Origin of the sequence: Thalassovita litoralis (genome assembly GCF_900182725.1) — a bacterium.
In the GTDB taxonomy this organism is placed as follows: Bacteria; Pseudomonadota; Alphaproteobacteria; order Rhodobacterales; family Rhodobacteraceae; genus Thalassobius; species Thalassobius litoralis.
Genome location: NZ_FXTO01000051.1, coordinates 1 through 16,719, shown reverse-complemented (window position 1 = coordinate 16,719; position 16,719 = coordinate 1). Strand labels below are relative to the sequence as shown.

The following is a 16,719-nucleotide window of genomic DNA, read 5'->3' as shown; positions in this document are numbered from 1 at the left end:
GGGAAAGAACGGTCGCAGCCGCGCCATCTGTTCGTCGGTCAGCCAAAATAGATTGCTCATGATACCCCCTGAAAGTTTGGGGATTTGAAGCATGCGACCAATGCGATCTCAAGCCGATTAATGGGTCCTGAGCCTAGCGCCGCCAGAAATATTCCGATATATACACCACCCTTAAGTGTGTGATAACTATCGAATTTCACTCCAAAAAGCAGGGCAGCAAGCGCAAGACTGAAGATCACCAGAACGGCGTCAATCAGAACAAACAGGTCGCTTTTTTGTTTGGGCGTCAGCGACGTGGCGATCCGATAAATGTCCACGTTGCGCCGCAAAAAAGAGCTCAGCAACAAAAATACCTCGCCTTGCATAGCCAAAATAAGTCAGAAAAAACTACCGGAACACCAAACACCTCTATTCCAAAAGTATAGTAAAAGGAAGCATCTTCCCTCAAGGCAGAGATTCCATACCTCCCTTAACATCAGCGATAACAAGCTGATTTTTGCCTTTTTCGTGGGCCGTCTGCGTAATTTACGCGCTTTCTCGCATGAACCCGTTCCGCCCCCATATCCAGATCAGTGTAGGCGCACCCGCCGGAATACCGTCTTTACCATCAGCAGCACATCCATACACAAACCTCGCCGCCGCTGATAAATCAAATCCAACCGGGCTTTCTGCGGTACGCAGCGGCGTTCATAAACGATCTCGGTTTCCTCTGGTGTCTTACACGCAGCCAATAAATTCTCTTCATGCAGGTGATAGACTATCGTTGCCAGCCCGGTAATCCCGGGCCGCGATTTCAGGACTTCGGCATAAAGTTGCGGAAACCTTTCCACATATCGCCGCAATGGCGGGCGTGGGCCGACAAAGCTGATGTCCCCCCGCAGCACATTCCAAAGCTGGGGAATTTCATCCAGCCGGTATTTCCGCATAAACGCACCCGTTTTGGTAATGCGATTGGCTTTGTCCCCGCCTGACACCCCTGCATCCTGCTGTACCACCGTCATGGTCCGAAACTTCCAAAGCTGGAAACCCCGTGTCGGCGTTTTCATCCGCTCTGATACATACAGCACGGGGCGCCCCTCTTGGATCAGGATCATCGCGACCAGCCACAGGATCACCGGCGACAGAAGGACACCCAAGACCAACGCCGCCAGAATATCCAGCAATCGTTTTGAACGGGTCATATCCGCCCCTCCAACATCAGCCAGTCTTCCATGATATGTTTCGGTTCCGACATATCCTTGGACAAAGGCAGTAGCTTTGACAGCCGCCCGCAATCCAAAACCGCATATTGACGTGCCGCGGAGGGTGCAGGTTTCCAGATCATCGGGTGCCCCGCCGCCTGTAACAGTGTTTCCATGTGGACGGGAACCGGACCGCCAACATTCACGACACCCGGCAGATCACCAAAGGGATGTACGGCCAAACGGATCAGCACCCGCGCCAGATCGGTTGGCGCGATATAGCTGCGGGCCGGGCCTTTGCCGTCCGCAAACTGATCCAGCGTCACGGCAGACGCTGTCCCCTGCCATCCTTGCTGGATTGATCCCGCCAAACTTTCGGCCCCGGCGACGGACCCAATGCGCAGGATCACAGGCTTTGGCCCGGCGGTGTTTTCCAACGCCTGTTCCATTGCCAGCTTTGCCCACCCATAGGCGTTGGGCGGGTCGGTCAGATCTGTTTCCGCCAGCATTCCATCCTTGGGGGCGTAAACCGCGATGCTGGAACAATGCAGCACGCGATCCGCCCCTGCCTGCGCCGCTAAATCCTGCGCCGCTAAGGCAAGCGTCGTATTCGCGGCCAGCTCTGTTTGCGTGCCATGCGTCACCCCCCACAGGGAAATCACAGCATCCAATTGCCCAAACGGATTCGGTTGGCCGGGTTCCCAATGTACCCCCGGCCCAGTCCGCGACTGGAACAGCAATTCAACATCAGACGGCGGCGACTGTTCCCAGACCAGCCGCAGCAACCGCCCGACGCGCCCCGATGCCCCAAGGACCAATATCCGTTTCGTCTGTACTGACACGCCCGCTCAAACCTGTTTTCAACCAATGTGAAACCAGCCCTAGCACCACGCGCCGGAACAGAACAAGGATCACTTGGCCCAGTAGGGTTCCCGCAATTCCCGTTTCAGGATTTTCCCAATAGAACTGCGTGGCAATTCCGTGCGAATTTCGACGGCAGACAAACGGTGGCTTTTACCCAGCCGTTTGTTCGCAGCTTCCCGAATATCGTCAGCGGACCGGGTTGCCCCCGCGCCCACGACCACCAACCCCAGCGGGGTTTCGCCCCATGCGTCGGACGGGATGCCAATCACCGCCGCGTCTGTTACGTCCGGGTCATCCAGCAGGATCAGTTCCAGATCATTTGCGTAAATGTTCAGACCGCCGGAAATGATCATGTCTTTCTTGCGATCCGACAGCACCAGAAAACCGTCCTCGTCAAAGCTGCCCATGTCGCCAGACCGGAAGAAAATTGTCCCGTTTTCATCTTCCCAAATGTAATCGCGGGTTAAATCTTCGCGCCCGAAATAGCCGCTCATCATCGCGGGGCTGCGGCCTGCGATTTCCCCGACGTCCCCTTGGGCGACCTCTTTGCCATCGGGGCCGATCAGCCGGATTTCAGTACCCGGCGCGGGCTGGCCAACCGTGTGCAATTTATTGGGATATTCATCCGCCGCCAGAACAGTGACCCCGCCGCCTTCGGTCAGGCCGTAATATTCCAGCAATTTGCCCGGAAAACGGTTCAGAACATCCAGCTTCACATCCGCCCGCAACGGGGCCGAGGTGGAAAATTTCACCTTCATCGTCGACAAATCGAAATCGTCGAAATCCGGTATATCCATGATGCGCTTATACTGCACCGGCACCAGCATCGTGTGCGTGATCTTTTCCTTTTGCGCCAGTTCCAGATATTCACGCGCGTCGAATTTAGACATCAACACCACGGTCGATCCCCCCACCAGCGTTGGCAGAAAGCTGACCAGCGTCGTGTTGGAATAAAGCGGCGTCGACAACAACGTGCGGGCATGATCGCAATAGCCGTTGGGTTCGGCCCGATCCATGTGAATGGCCCGCATCCAATGGCTGTGAACGATGCCCTTGGGCGTTCCCGTCGTGCCTGACGAATATATCAGGTTAAACGGGTCTTCCCAGTCGATCGGGATCATCGGGTCGGTAGTATCCGCACCGTCCAGCATCGCCTCGTAATCCAGAAACCCATCTGCGCTGAAATCAAATGCCACGCGCGTGATATCCAGATCATCCAGAAAACCGGCAACCAACGGGCGATATTTTTCCGCCAGAAACAGCACCTTTGCGCCGCAATCCACCAGCATTTTCTGCAATGCCTCGGACGAGGCCATCGTGGACAGCGGTGTCAGACACGCCCCCGCCCGCAGGCCACCGATAAAGACCTCGGCATATTTATCCGAATTCGGGGACAACACCGCCACGCGATCCGTGCGCCCCACGCCCAACCCGATCAACGCATTGGCAACCCGGTTTACCCGATCATCGAACTGCGCCCACGACAGGCGCGTATCCCCGCAGATCACCGCCTCGGCAGACGGGTCTTTTTTTGCGGCGGCCCTGATCATGTCGACAACGGTTATTTCCGGCGGCATTTCCGGGGTTGGTGCTTTGACGATGCTCATTCTGGTGTCCTCCCTCGCTTCGGGGCCACTATTCCCCCGCCGCTTTGCGGAATCAAGTTCTGCAATGCAGGTTTTTGGAAAACACGCTATTTATTCGCTAGTGAACTTTTTACTTTCCTCATCCCCGGTTTTTGTCTAGCCCTAACGGGCAAGCACAGGAGGAACCCACCATGTCAAATCCGATGGCCCTACAGGGGATCAAAGTTCTGGACCTAAGCCGCGTTTTGGCGGGGCCGTGGTCGACGCAGATTTTGGCCGATCTGGGGGCCGATGTGGTGAAAGTGGAAAATGCAGCAGGCGACGATACCCGGATTTGGGGGCCGCCCTTTTTGACCGATGGGGACGGTCAAAAAACCGATGCCGCCTATTTCGCCTGCACCAATCGCAATAAGCGGTCAATCGTGCTGGATTTCACCACGCCCGAAGGGGTGGAAACCGTCAAGGCGCTGGCCCGCAAGGCGGACATTCTGGTGGAGAACTTCAAAGCTGGCGGGCTGAAAAAATACGGTTTGGATTATGCCAGCCTGTCAGCGGAAAATCCGGGGCTGATTTATTGTTCCATCACCGGGTTTGGGCAGGACGGGCCATACGCACACCGCCCCGGCTATGATTTTCTGATTCAGGGCATGGGCGGGCTAATGTCCATCACAGGCCAACCCGATGGCGCCCCCGGCGCAGAACCGATGAAAGTCGGCGTGGCCGTGGCGGACCTGTTCACCGGCATGTATGCAACGACTGCGATTTTGGCCGCGCTGAACCACCGCAACACCACCGGCGAAGGGCAACAAATCGACGTGTCCCTGCTGGATACGCAAATCGCCATGCTGGCCAATCAAGCCTCGAACTGGCTGAACGGGCAAATCGTGCCGCAGCGGATGGGCAACAACCACCCGAATGTGATCCCCTATCGCGTTTACCCTGTCAGCGATGGGTTCCTGATTATCGCCTGCGGCAATTCCAGCCAATTCGCCCGGCTGGTCGCTGCCTTGGGTGCGCCTGAAATGGCCGAAGACCCACGCTTTGCCACGAACGAGGCACGGGCCGATAACCGCGATGCGGTGGATGGGGCGATCACCGATCTGATTGCCGATAAAACGCGGGATGATGTGATTACCATTCTGGAAAAAGCAAACGTTCCCTGCGGCCCGATCAACACCATCCCCGATGTTTTTGCCGACCCCCATGTGCAGCACCGTCAGGCCGAGGTGGCAATGACCCGTACCGATGGCGCGCAAATTCTGGCTACCGCTTATCCGCCGAAGCTGTCCAAAACCCCGGCCAGCTATCGCATTGCCCCGCCTGTTTTAGGCGGCGATCAACAGGACGTGTTGGCCGACTGGCTGGATTGATCCCATATCCTTACACCGGGGACAGGCGGGAAATGCCCGCCTCCTCGGTCACGTCCAGATATTGCGCCCGCGGCCCCAGTTCGCTGAACAATTCCGGCCCGGTGCCTGTCATCCAGGCCTGCGCCCCCAAAGCGGTGATTTCATCATACAGCGCGGCGCGGCGGCCAGCGTCCAGATGGGCAGATACCTCATCCAGCAGCAACAGCGGCGGTGCGCCGAAATCCTGCGCCAAGGCCCGTGCATTTGCCAAAATCAACGAAACCAGAAGCGCCTTCTGCTCTCCGGTTGAACAATCCTTGGCTGGCACGCCTTTAGCTGCGTAAACCCCATACAGGTCTGCCCTGTGCGGCCCCACCAGCGTGCGCCCCACGGACAAATCCCGAAACCGGCTTTCGGCCAGAGCCGCGCGCAAATCGGCCTCGGTTTCGGGCATGTCACCTTCGGTTTGAACCAGTTCCAGATCAGCCACAGGAAAGGCCGTTTCCGCCTCTGCCTGTGCAGCCTGCAACTGCTGCAATGCGGCCTTGCGGTTGGCGTGAATTGCAGCCCCGGCTTTGGCTAATTGCGCCTCTAGCGCGGCATACCAATGGGCGTCCCGCGCCTGATCCTTTAGCAATCGGTTCCGTTCCCGCATCGCCTTTTCGTAATCCAGCGACACCTCGGCATGGGATGGGAAAAACGACAGGGTCATACGATCCAGAAACCGCCTGCGCCCATCGGCCCCTTCGACCCACAGCCGATCCATCAGGGGAACCAGCCACAGCACCCGCGAAATCGCCGCCAGGGCGCTTTGCGTTGCGGATTTTCCGTCAATCCGCACCTGCCGCGCCGCACCGTTTTCAGACCAGATTTCGATCTCATGCACCTGCCGCAGGCTGTGCAAAATGCCGGTGACTTTCCAGCCCAGTGCCTCGGGGCGGCGTGTCATATCTTCGGCGGATGCACGGCGCAGCCCTCGCCCCGGCGAAAACAGCGAAACGGCTTCCAGAATGTTGGTTTTTCCGGCCCCGTTCGGCCCATAAATCGCCACGGGCCGCCCATCGCATTCCACGCGCCCAACCTTATGGGATCGGAAATGCGACAGCGTCAGGTGTGACAGGTAGAGGCCAGACATCCCCGGCCTTTCATCTTGCTGAAAATACTCTGGCCGAAGGCACGGGCGTCAGCCCGTTCAGACGCGCATCGGCATTACGACATAAACCGCGCTGGTATCGTTCCCTTCGCGCATCAGGGTCGGGTCTCCGGCCGAGTTGAACAGGAACACGGCATTTTCCCGATCCACTTGCGAGGCGATTTCCAGCAGGTATTTGGCATTAAACCCGATTTCCAACCGTTCGTCGCCATAGGCCACGGCCAGTTCTTCTTCGGCGGCACCGCTGTCGGGGGCGTTGACGGACAGGGTCAGTTTATCCTCATCCAGCGCCATTTTTACGGCCCGCGACCGTTCCGAGGACACCGTTGCCACACGATCCACCGCCGCGGCAAATTCGCTGGCGTCAACTTCCAGCTTCCGGGTGTTTCCGGTGGGGATCACACGGGTGTAATCCGGGAACGTGCCGTCAATCACCTTGGACGTCAGCGTGATATTGGGCGTGGCAAAACGGATCTTGGTTTCGCTGACCGAAACCGCGATTTCCATTTCATCGTCATCCAACAGTTTGCGCAATTCGCCCACGGTTTTGCGCGGCACGATCACGCCCGCCATACCATCGGCCCCACCGGGCAAATCTGCATCAATCCGCGCCAGACGGTGCCCATCGGTAGCCACCGCACGCAGCACTTTGCCCCCGTCCGCATCCGCGACATGCAGATAAACGCCGTTCAGATAATACCGGGTTTCCTCGGTCGAGATAGCGAATTTCGATTTATCGAACAGGCGGCGCAATACCGGCGCCGGGGCGCTGAAATTCGACGCATATTCAGACGAGGCCATCACCGGGAAGTCCTCTTTCGGGAGGGTCGCCAGATTGAAATGCGACCGCCCGGCCTGAACATTCAAACGCCCCGCAACGCCATCATCCGACAGGGTAACCAGCGCACCATCCGGCAGTTTGCGGACGATTTCGTGCAGCGTCACAGCCGAAACAGTTGTCGCCCCGGCCTTTTCCACCATTGCGGGCGCTTTATCGACGACTTCGATATCCAGATCGGTTGCCCGGAACTGTACCGTGTTGCCTTCGGCTTCGATCAGCACATTCGCAAGGATCGGAATGGTATTGCGGCGCTCGACCACCGATTGCGCCTGCGACACGGCTTTCAGAAGCACACCGCGTTCAATACTGAATTTCATACCCTTGCTCCTATCGTCTTTAGGCCGATGCCGGGAGGGGTACGGTATACAAATCCCCAAGCGGCTCAAGCTTTTTGTGCTTTGTCCGCTTGTTTCGCGGGGCCGTCAAGGGGCTGGGGACCGCCCACGTCGCGAACGGCCCGGTTGTTGCGTTTACGCCTCCAATGCGCGGCGCAGCAATTCCAGATCTTCGGCAATCTGGCCATCCTTGGCCCGCAATTCCTCGATCCGTTTGACGCCGTGCATGACGGTGGTGTGATCGCGCCCGCCAAAACGGCGACCGATTTCCGGCAATGACCGGCTGGTCAATTGTTTGCACAGATACATCGCCACCTGACGCGGGCGGGCATAGGTGCGCACCCGCTTTGGGCCGATCATGTCAGACATACGGATGTTGTAATGTTCTGACACTTTGCGCTGGATTTCCTCGACCGTGATTTTACGCTCGGATGCTCGCAGCACATCCGCCAGACAATCCTGCGTCAGCGCCATCGTAATCGGGCGTCCAACAAGCGAGGCGAAGGCGAACAGACGGGTCAGCGCCCCTTCCAGCACGCGCACGTTGGTGCTGATACGATGCGCCAGAAATTCCAGAACACCGCTTTCAATCTCCAACCCCGGATATTGCAGGCGGTATTGTTCGACCTTGGATTGCAGAATTCCCAACCGCAATTCGTAATCGGTGGGGTGTAAATCGACGACCAAACCGCATTGCAGGCGGGATTTAATCCGATCTTCCAGATCCTTGATCTCGCCCGGTGCGCGATCCGCCGAAATGATGATCTGCTTATTCTGATCCACCAGCGCGTTGAAGGTGTGAAAGAATTCTTCCTGCGTCGAATCCTTGCCAGCGATGAATTGGACGTCATCCACCATCAGCACATCAACCGAGCGGAAAAGCTGTTTGAAATCCATCATTTTCCGGTCACGCAGCGCCTGTACGAAACGGTACATGAACTGTTCCGCCGACAGATAGACCACATTCAAATCCGGGCGCTGTTGCTGCAATTCCCACGCAATCGCGTGCATCAGGTGGGTTTTCCCCAAACCAACGCCACCATACAGGAACAGCGGATTAAAGGTGACAGGCCCACCTTCGGCAACGCGGCGCGCAGCGGCATGGGCCAGTTCGTTCGGTTTCCCGACAACGAAAGTGTCAAAGGTAAATCGCGCATCCAGAGGGGCATTCGGAAGCTGTTCTTCGCCACCACGCGCCGATTGTACCGGAGCAGAGGTTACCGCAGGTTTTTCCAGCGTCACCTCGGCCACGGGCCGGGCGGCCACATTCGCGGCTACGCGGAAATTCAGGCGCCGAACCGGCTGCCCGGACTGCGACAGGTGATGAAGAATCAAATCGCCAAAATTGCGCGATACGTAATTACCCAAAAAGGTCGTCGGCACGGTGAACGTTGCCACGCCTTCGGTGATTTCATCGAACTCCAGCGGTTCGATCCAGTTCTTATAGTTATTCTGCCCTACCGTCCCCAGAAGCGAATTTTTTAACTGACCCCATTGTTCTTGCGTCATTTTTTCCCAGTCCAGCCTGTTTTGTCCCCGAAAACGGCTATACATTGCCGCTTGCACTCATCCCTCACGCTGGACAAAAAAAACCGGCTCCCGCAGCATGAATGCAGCGGGCCTTGTCGTCCCTTTCGGTCCAGTTGCTTCACGGAACAACATGTCCTTACCCGGCTGTCCCCGACCGGATCTAAACGACTGTTGAACGCGTGACGCGTTGCTTGCTGGACAAGCCGTGGAACCCCACGCAGACTTTGCTAAATGCCCCGTTCAGCAGATCGAACGGACCACAGGCAGCGTCATTTCAACCATACGCCAAGCAATACCCAGCGTGCTGATCAACCTGTCCCCCCAAGGCGAAGTGAATCGCATGGTGAAGCTAGCAAGTCGCCTGCGGAGGGGGCAACCGATCTTCGGGGCTTGACTCGGGGATTCACAAAAAGAATCTCTCACCCCGCTGGAAGCTGCGCCAGAAATGCCACAGATTAGGAAAAATGAAAAAGGCGCCCCAGTCTGGGGCGCCTTTTAAAATCGTTTACATTCAGCAGCTTACGCCAAATATATCAGGCCATCGCCTTAACGCGCGACGACAGGCGCGACATTTTGCGGGCTGCGGTATTCTTGTGGAAAACGCCTTTGGTGACGCCGCGCATCAGCTCGGGCTGAGCAGCTTGCAGGGCAGCTTTTGCAGCAGCCTGATCGCCCGAAGCGATAGCTTCTTCGACCTTACGCAAGAAGGTCCGGATACGCGAGCGGCGTGCTTTGTTTACGGCGAAGCGACGGTCGTTCTGACGGGCGCGTTTTTTTGCCTGAGGCGAGTTTGCCATTTCAAATCATCCCTTTGACTGGGGTTAACATTTCAATTGCACGCAACCCCGCCTGACAGGTTCACCTATCGGGAATGATTCTAGCCAAAGCGGGCCTCACGCGCATGTATCGGGCGTCTATAAGGTCAACGCCCCCAAAAAGCAAACCCGAAATCGCAGGGCATTCGATACCCATCGGCGAACATCATAAAATTTACCGATCATTTATCAGAATCACACCAACATGATCGCACAAACACCAAACCAGCCGATGCCTTTGTCCCCCCAAAGTCCCCCCGAAACACAAACACCGGCCCACAAGGGGGCCGGTGCGCCATTCATAGTCCCGAAAGAACCGTATCGTTACCGATCACGGAACTGCGGTGTCCGTTTTTCTACGAAGGCAGCCATGCCTTCTTTCTGATCTTCGGTAGCAAAGGTCGAATGGAACAGGCGGCGTTCAAACAGCAACCCCTCTTGAAGCGGCACCTCGAACGAACGGTTCACCGATTCCTTGATCGCCATCACGGAAATCATCGACTTCTCGGCGATCTTGGCAGCGGCGGCCATTGCCTCTTCCATTAGCTTCTTGGCGGGCACGATGCGGGATACCAGACCTGCGCGCTCGGCCTCTTCCGCGTCCATGAAACGGCCCGTCAGGTTCATATCCATCGCCTTGGCCTTGCCAATGGCGCGGGTCAGGCGCTGGGTTCCGCCGATCCCGGCCATCACGCCCAAATTCACCTCGGGCTGGCCGAATTTCGCGGTATCCGATGCGATAATAAAATCGCACAGCATCGCCAATTCGCACCCACCGCCAAGCGCATAGCCCGACACTGCCGCGATGATCGGCTTGCGCACACGGGAGATTTCAGCGGTTTCCGGGCCGAACAGGTCTTCGGTGAAAACCTCGGTAAAGCTTTTCTCGCTCATCATCTTGATGTCGGCCCCGGCGGCAAATGCCTTTTCCGAGCCGGTCAGAACGATGCAGCGCACCTTGTCATTTTTCTGGGCCGCGCCCATCGCGTCAGCCAATTCCGTCAGCAGTTGTGCGTTCAGGGCGTTCAGCGCATCAGGCCGGTTCAGTTTTACCAGCGCAACGTGATCCTCGATTTCGACGATAATCGTCTCGTAAGCCATGAATTCATGCTTTCCTTGTTTCCGGTCAGTCCCGATTGATGGCCAATCCCGGCCCCCGGATCAAGCTATCTTTGACACGACGGGCAGTAAAAGGTCGAACGTCCCGATTGAACAATGCGTTGAATTTGGGCGGTGCAACCGGGTGTGGCGCAGGGTTTTCCCTCTTGCCCGTACACTTTGAACGTATGCTGAAAATAGCCAAGTTCCCCATCTGCCTGACGAAAATCCTTCAGGCTGGACCCACCCGCCTGAATCGCCTCGGTCAAAACCTGCCGAATGACCGGCACCAGACTGGCGACACGGGGGGCGGCGATCTGTCCCGCCTTGCGTTTGGGGTGAATCCCCGCGCGAAACAGCGACTCGCACACATAGATATTCCCCAGACCTGCCACGATATGCTGATCCAGCAAGGCAGATTTCACAGGTGTATTCCGCCCTTTGAACGCCGCAACCAGATAGGGTTCGTTAAAATCATTCCCCAAAGGTTCCGGCCCGATCGAGGCCAGTAGTTTATGAGTTTCAGCCGTAGCCGTATCCAACAAATCCATCGCCCCGAACCGACGCGGGTCGTTAAAGGTGATGCGGGCGCCATTTTCCATGTCCAGCACCACATGATCGTGTTTTTCCGGCGCAGGATGGTTGTGCAAAAACTGCCCAAGTGGATCGCCGGAAATCAGCATCCGCCCGGACATGCCCAGATGGATCAACAGGGTTTCGCCGCTATCCAGATCCGCCAGAATGTATTTGGACCGCCGCCGCAGCGCCAAAACCCGCCGCCCTGTCAGACGTTCCGCCATCCGATCTGGAAACGGCCAGCGCAAATCAGGGCGGTTGATCCGGGCATCGGAAATCACGGCCCCTTCCATTGCGGGCAGCAGACCACGGCGGACGGTTTCGACCTCGGGCAATTCGGGCATCTTGGCTCCTTTGACAGATGGGCGCATTGCAGCGACAGACCAGCGCCCTATAAGAAGGACCAGAACAAACGACTGGCAAGAGCCCATGACCCAGACAGATCAGAAAACCACCCATTTCGGATTTCAGGAAGTACCCGAGGCCGAAAAAGCCGGACGCGTGCAGGGGGTGTTCGGTTCCGTCGCATCGAAATACGATGTGATGAACGATGCAATGAGCATGGGAATCCACCGCATCTGGAAAGATGCCATGATGGATTGGCTGGCCCCCCGCCCGAATACGCGGCTACTGGATGTGGCTGGTGGCACCGGCGATATTTCATTTCGCTATCTGAAGCGGGCAGGACAGGCCCATGCGACAGTTTGCGACCTGACGGAACCAATGCTGGTGGCCGGACGCCAACGCGCCGAAGCCGCCGCAATGGCCGACAGTCTGGATTGGGTTGTGGGTGACGCAATGAAGCTACCGTTCGCCGACAACACCTTTGACGTTTATACGATTTCCTTTGGCATTCGGAACGTCACCCGCCCGCAAGAGGCACTGAACGAAGCCTACCGCGTTTTGCGCCCCGGCGGGCGTTTGATGGTTCTGGAATTCAGCCAGATCCCGAATGACCTGATGCAAAAGGTTTACGATCTGTATTCGTTCAACATCATCCCGAAAATGGGGCAGGTGATCGCGAATGATCGGGATTCGTATCAATATCTGGTGGAATCCATTCGCAAATTCCCCGATCAAGACACGTTCCTGAACATGGTCAAACAGGCCGGATTTGCGAATGCGAAATACCGGAATTTGACAATGGGCATTGCCTGCCTGCATTCGGGCTGGAAGGTGTAACATGCGTGGCCCTCATAATATCTGGCGGCTGATCCGCACTGGTGCCACGATGGAACGCACGGGCGCGATGCGCGTGGTGCTGGATGCGATGGATGCGCCCCGGCCAATACGAATCGTTGCACGGGCTTTGGCATGGCCCTTCGCCTGGCTGGGCTACAAAGGCGACCCAGACATGCCCCCGGCGACACGGGCGCTTAGCGCGTTGGGTCCGGCCTATATCAAATTTGGTCAGGTGCTTAGCACCCGCCCCGATGTGGTGGGCGCGGATATGGCCCAGCAATTGCGCGTCTTGCAGGACAAACTGCCCCCCTTCCCTGTCGAAGTGGCCAAAAAATCCGTGGCTGAGGCATTGGATCGCCCAGTCGAAGACATCTTTGACACGTTCAGCGAACCTGTTGCCGCCGCATCCATTGCGCAGGTTCACAAGGCCCGCCTGAAAGACACGGGCGAGGAAGTCGCGGTCAAGGTGCTGCGCCCCGGTGTTGAACGCGCGTTCCGGCGCGATATTGATGCCTTTTATTTTGCGGCGGATGTGATTGAGTTTCTGTCTCCCGCTTCGCGCCGGTTACGGCCCCGCGATGTGATTGCCCATTTCGAAGGGGTTGTTCTGGGGGAACTGGACCTGCGGCTGGAAAGCGCATCCGCATCCGAATTTGAAGCCAACACAGCCCAGGACGAAGGGTTCCAGCTACCGCAAATCAAATGGGCGCTGTCAGGCCGCCGGGTCATGACGATGACATGGGCCGAAGGCGTGCCATTGGGCGATAACGCTGCCATCGACGCTGCGGGCCATGATCGCCGCGTTCTGGGCGAACGTGTTTTGCAACTGTTCCTAAGCCACGCGCTGCGCGACGGGTATTTCCACGCGGACATGCACCAAGGCAACCTGAAGGTGGCTCCAAATGGCGATATCATCGCCTATGATTTTGGGATCATGGGGCATATCGACGAATACGCCCGGCGCGTGTACGCGGAAATCCTGTTCGGGTTTATCCAGCGCGATTATCACCGCGTCGCCGAAGTGCATTTCGAAGCAGGTTATGTTCCCGCCAATCAGGATGTCGAAGAATTCGCACGGGCCTTGCGCGCCGTTGGGGAACCCATCTTTGGGATGGACGCCTCTCATATCTCTATGGGGCGGCTGCTGAACTACCTGTTCGAAGTCACGGAACGATTTGGTATGCAAACCCGGACCGAACTGATCCTGTTACAGCGCACGATGGTTGTGGTCGAAGGCGTCGCACGGTCGCTGCACCCGCAGATCAACATTTGGGAAGTCGCCAAGCCGGTCGTGCAAGATTACATCACCCGCGCAATGGGACCACGGGCAATGGCGCGCGACCTGACCCGTACCGCGCGGGTTTTGGCCCGGTTCGGCCCCCGCCTGCCCGGTTTGGTGGAAAATGCGCTGATCCGTCAGGCCACCCCGGCAGAGCCGACAGAAAAACCAACCCGTACAGGGCCGGTTTTGTGGGCATTCGGCGGCGCGGTCATCGGTGGCGGCTTGGTCGCACTGCTGGAAACGCTGCTGTAGGCGTTACAGTTCGGCCAATTCCAGCGCCATCGCCTGTGCGTAGTTTTGCGCCCCACGGGCCGCTTTCCAACCGCAATACGCGGCCATAGCCCAATGGTGCCACGGCTGCATCGCCTGCACCCGTGCGCACACAGCCGGATCATCATACGCTACCAAAAAATCGGCCCGTTCCTGATCGGAAAGCGGCCCGCCGCGATAGATCAGTTGCATTGCTGGTGACAGGAAGATCGCCAAATCTTCGGCCGGGTCCCCCTGTGCAGGGCATTGCCAATCAATCAATCGCGCCCCCTGCGGTGCCACCACAATATTTCCCGGAACAACATCCCCATGTAGCAAAACCCTGACCTGCGAGGCCGGGACAGAATGCGTGGGTCGTTTTCTGTTCAGTCGCGCAGCAAGGTCAACAGGCAAATCTGGCAGAATGGACTGCACCTGCTGGAAAACAGCATCCGATCCCCCCGGCAACACCCGCAACCCATTGGGGGCAGGCAAAGAATGCACACGGCGCAACAACGCCCCAACCTGTGCCGCGTCCTGATGCCACGACTTCCCCGCCAGATGTTCATAAACCAAACACGTCATGCCCAGATGGTCAGCCCGGCCCAAAAGACGCGGCGCAATTGCTTGTCCCGAAAGATAGCGTAGCATGGTGATCTCTTGCCCCGGATCGTTGGGAAAACGGGGATTGCCATCCTGCGCGGCAAAACACTTTACCACCCGGTCCCCCACCCGCCAAAGACTGTTCGTCTGTCCCCCATGCAACGGCTGCCACGACAGATCAGGCCCAATCAAACCATCACGCAGTAACAGAAATTGTAGTTCAGGATCGGGTGTCATGGTCCATCCGGGCTGGCAGGTCGCGCCACGCTACGCGATCCCCCCCCGAACAGCAATTGGCGGTCAACTTTGCGGCTGACGCACCCCGCTGATCGCATCGGAATACACTTCGCCACCGCCCTCAAGCACCAGAATGACAGCGCCGGTATCACTGCGCGCTTCGGAAATTCGACCCCAAGTTTCGCCGTAGGATATTTCAGTTAGATTTCCATCGACGAAGCTTTCGACCTGAAACGTATATAGCCCAGAGTCCAGCGCCGCCCCGGCCGGGCCAGTTCCATCCCACGTTACGGCCCTGTCAGACGCGGATATATCCATCCGGTCCACTTCGCTGCCCGCGCTATCGTATACCACCAATTGCGCGGTATCCGCATAATCGACCGGGGCAACCGCCACCTCTATTCCCGTGGTGCCATCAAACGCGGCGGGGCCATTTGACCGCCCCTCTAATCCAATCCAGCCTGCCAGATCAGACATGCCTGATTGGCTGCTCATATAGATCAGACTGGACAGCAGATCATTCGTCAGCACCTGCTGCTCCAGCCCGGAAAACGTGGCCAGTTGCATCGAATATTCTGACGAATCCATTGGATTCAATGGATCCTGATTTTGCATCTGAACCGTCAACATCTTCAGAAAGGTTTCAAAGTCCGAATTCAAAACCGTAGCCGATTGCGCGGCTGAATTGGATTGGGGGGCGCTGTTGGTCGCGCTAATCGTCGTCATGCTTCGGTTCCTCTCAAAGTCTTAGGTCCAGGCCGGTGCTGGCGAATTGCGGGATCGCATCGACACGCGCAATCTGTGTGTCTGGATGTGATCCGGGTTGGCCATGCTGTTGCTGTTCTGGTCGACCATCGGAATAGCTGACGTCCCCGAACCCCATATCCCGCAGGTCTTGCATCAGGTCTGGTAAATGCCGACGCATCAAATCCAATGTTTCCGCGCGTTCCGCCTGTACCAACAGGATAACCCCCTGTTCCGTGTGCCGAGCCGACAAATGAACGCGACCCAACTCATCAGGGGACAGAGTAACCTCTATACGATCCCCGGAACCTAACGGAATTTCAGACAAGTGATGTAATATCTGCCGTGTGGGACCGGGCGGATGCCTCTGCTCCGCCTGCTGGGCCGATGATGGTTGTAAGCCAGTTCCGCTTTCGATCTTGGGAACCGCTCCCGCATCCGCAGAAGACAAAGGCGGCTCAACCAGCTCTGATGGTTCCTCTTGCGATATGGCAACACCGTCTGGCGGTGCCGTCATAGAACCCACCGCAGATTCGCCGGACGGTTTTTTTGCCACCCATTTAGTTTCTTGGGTGTTTTCCGTGTCAAAGGTCTGCGGCACAGCCATTTGTGCGGTTTCCTGCACTTTACCCTGCGCGGATGCCACCGCTTCTGTCACAGCATCAGATTGCGCGCTGGCCGCGACTGGCCGCGTTGCTATTTCCGACCCAAACCTATGTAGACCCCGCAAAGGCTCTGCCGACAGGGTAATGCGCCCCTCCGGCTCTTGGCCTTCTGCTGCGATTGGGGGGCTATCCGTGGCGGGTCCGTCCCCCTCCGCCGCCCCGGAAAGCTGCGGGAGTATCCGGGCTTGGGTTTGCCCCGGTTGCAGCGCAAAATCACCTTGCTTCATCGCGCTTTTGGCACCCTCTGGCACATCTTGCAAACTGGGCGGTTTGGCAATCTGCGCGGCCACCGAATCCCCCGATAACTGCGCATCAGAAAACGCCGGTTTAGGCTCAGGACTCATAACCAAAACATGACTGTTGCGGCGAGAGCGATGGCCGAGAGGAAGACTTCGGGGCAGCGGTCATATCGGGTGGCGACCCGCCGCC

Annotated in this window: 16 protein-coding genes and 1 pseudogene; 3 read left to right on the top strand and 14 right to left on the bottom strand. The window is 57.5% G+C overall.

Going from position 1 to position 16,719, the window contains the following annotated elements; all coding sequences use genetic code 11:
* Nucleotides 1-56: 56 nt before the first annotated feature.
* The 4 genes from FN828_RS20695 to FN828_RS19675 all read right to left on the bottom strand — a co-directional run bounded on the left by FN828_RS20695 (nt 57) and on the right by FN828_RS19675 (nt 3,652).
* Nucleotides 57-365, bottom strand: coding sequence for a hypothetical protein (locus tag FN828_RS20695; protein WP_185959102.1), 309 nt, complete (start codon nt 363-365; stop codon nt 57-59).
* A 204-nt stretch (nt 366-569) separates the two neighbouring features.
* Complete coding sequence (locus FN828_RS19685) at nt 570-1,181, bottom strand: sugar transferase (protein WP_142495031.1); 612 nt, start codon at nt 1,179-1,181, stop codon at nt 570-572.
* Nucleotides 1,178-2,023, bottom strand: a complete 846-nt coding sequence (locus FN828_RS19680) for an NAD-dependent epimerase/dehydratase family protein (RefSeq protein ID WP_142495030.1) — start codon at nt 2,021-2,023, stop codon at nt 1,178-1,180. Before FN828_RS19680 ends, FN828_RS19685 begins: the two co-directional genes overlap by 4 nt.
* A gap of 69 nt (nt 2,024-2,092) precedes the next feature.
* The gene (locus FN828_RS19675; RefSeq protein ID WP_142495029.1) at nt 2,093-3,652 is read right to left on the bottom strand and encodes a class I adenylate-forming enzyme family protein; all 1,560 of its coding nucleotides are present in this window, start codon (nt 3,650-3,652) and stop codon (nt 2,093-2,095) included.
* Between the two features lie 170 nt (nt 3,653-3,822).
* On the opposite strand from FN828_RS19675, the gene FN828_RS19670 reads away from it, so the two are divergent.
* Nucleotides 3,823-5,001, top strand: a complete 1,179-nt coding sequence (locus FN828_RS19670; RefSeq protein WP_142495028.1) for a CaiB/BaiF CoA transferase family protein — start codon at nt 3,823-3,825, stop codon at nt 4,999-5,001.
* A 10-nt stretch (nt 5,002-5,011) separates the two neighbouring features.
* On the opposite strand, the gene recF is transcribed toward FN828_RS19670, so the two are convergent.
* From recF to mutM, 6 genes are all read right to left on the bottom strand, one after another.
* Nucleotides 5,012-6,115: a DNA replication/repair protein RecF gene (gene recF, locus FN828_RS19665; RefSeq protein ID WP_142495027.1), complete on the bottom strand. Its 1,104-nt coding sequence runs from the start codon at nt 6,113-6,115 to the stop codon at nt 5,012-5,014.
* A gap of 57 nt (nt 6,116-6,172) precedes the next feature.
* Entirely contained in the window at nt 6,173-7,291 is a 1,119-nt protein-coding gene (gene dnaN, locus FN828_RS19660; RefSeq protein ID WP_142495026.1) for a DNA polymerase III subunit beta, read from the bottom strand.
* A gap of 153 nt (nt 7,292-7,444) precedes the next feature.
* Nucleotides 7,445-8,818 (bottom strand): chromosomal replication initiator protein DnaA, encoded by a 1,374-nt coding sequence (dnaA, locus tag FN828_RS19655; RefSeq protein WP_221930573.1) that lies wholly within the window; start codon nt 8,816-8,818, stop codon nt 7,445-7,447.
* Nucleotides 8,819-9,372: 554 nt separating this feature from the next.
* Complete coding sequence (rpsT, locus tag FN828_RS19650; RefSeq protein ID WP_142495024.1) at nt 9,373-9,636, bottom strand: 30S ribosomal protein S20; 264 nt, start codon at nt 9,634-9,636, stop codon at nt 9,373-9,375.
* Between the two features lie 342 nt (nt 9,637-9,978).
* On the bottom strand, nt 9,979-10,755 hold the full coding sequence (locus tag FN828_RS19645; RefSeq protein ID WP_142495023.1) for an enoyl-CoA hydratase: 777 nt from the start codon (nt 10,753-10,755) through the stop codon (nt 9,979-9,981).
* A 65-nt stretch (nt 10,756-10,820) separates the two neighbouring features.
* Nucleotides 10,821-11,672, bottom strand: a complete 852-nt coding sequence (mutM, locus tag FN828_RS19640; protein ID WP_142495022.1) for a bifunctional DNA-formamidopyrimidine glycosylase/DNA-(apurinic or apyrimidinic site) lyase — start codon at nt 11,670-11,672, stop codon at nt 10,821-10,823.
* Between the two features lie 85 nt (nt 11,673-11,757).
* Between mutM and ubiE the strand changes: the two genes are divergently transcribed.
* Together ubiE and ubiB are read left to right on the top strand one after the other, a co-directional pair.
* Complete coding sequence (gene ubiE / locus FN828_RS19635) at nt 11,758-12,510, top strand: bifunctional demethylmenaquinone methyltransferase/2-methoxy-6-polyprenyl-1,4-benzoquinol methylase UbiE (protein WP_142495021.1); 753 nt, start codon at nt 11,758-11,760, stop codon at nt 12,508-12,510.
* A gap of 1 nt (nt 12,511) precedes the next feature.
* On the top strand, nt 12,512-14,044 hold the full coding sequence (gene ubiB / locus FN828_RS19630) for a 2-polyprenylphenol 6-hydroxylase (protein WP_142495020.1): 1,533 nt from the start codon (nt 12,512-12,514) through the stop codon (nt 14,042-14,044).
* Between the two features lie 3 nt (nt 14,045-14,047).
* Here the strand turns inward: ubiB and FN828_RS19625 are convergent, their stop codons facing one another.
* The 4 genes and pseudogenes from FN828_RS19625 to FN828_RS19610 form a co-directional block, all read right to left on the bottom strand.
* Nucleotides 14,048-14,881, bottom strand: a complete 834-nt coding sequence (locus FN828_RS19625) for a phosphotransferase family protein (RefSeq protein WP_142495019.1) — start codon at nt 14,879-14,881, stop codon at nt 14,048-14,050.
* Nucleotides 14,882-14,944: 63 nt separating this feature from the next.
* Entirely contained in the window at nt 14,945-15,607 is a 663-nt protein-coding gene (locus FN828_RS19620) for a flagellar hook capping FlgD N-terminal domain-containing protein (protein WP_142495018.1), read from the bottom strand.
* A 13-nt stretch (nt 15,608-15,620) separates the two neighbouring features.
* Nucleotides 15,621-16,580 carry a flagellar hook-length control protein FliK gene (fliK, locus tag FN828_RS19615; RefSeq protein WP_185959101.1) on the bottom strand — a complete coding sequence of 320 codons (960 nt, stop codon included), beginning with the start codon at nt 16,578-16,580 and terminating at the stop codon, nt 15,621-15,623.
* A gap of 50 nt (nt 16,581-16,630) precedes the next feature.
* Nucleotides 16,631-16,719: pseudogene (locus FN828_RS19610) on the bottom strand (IS5/IS1182 family transposase); the annotation flags it as partial.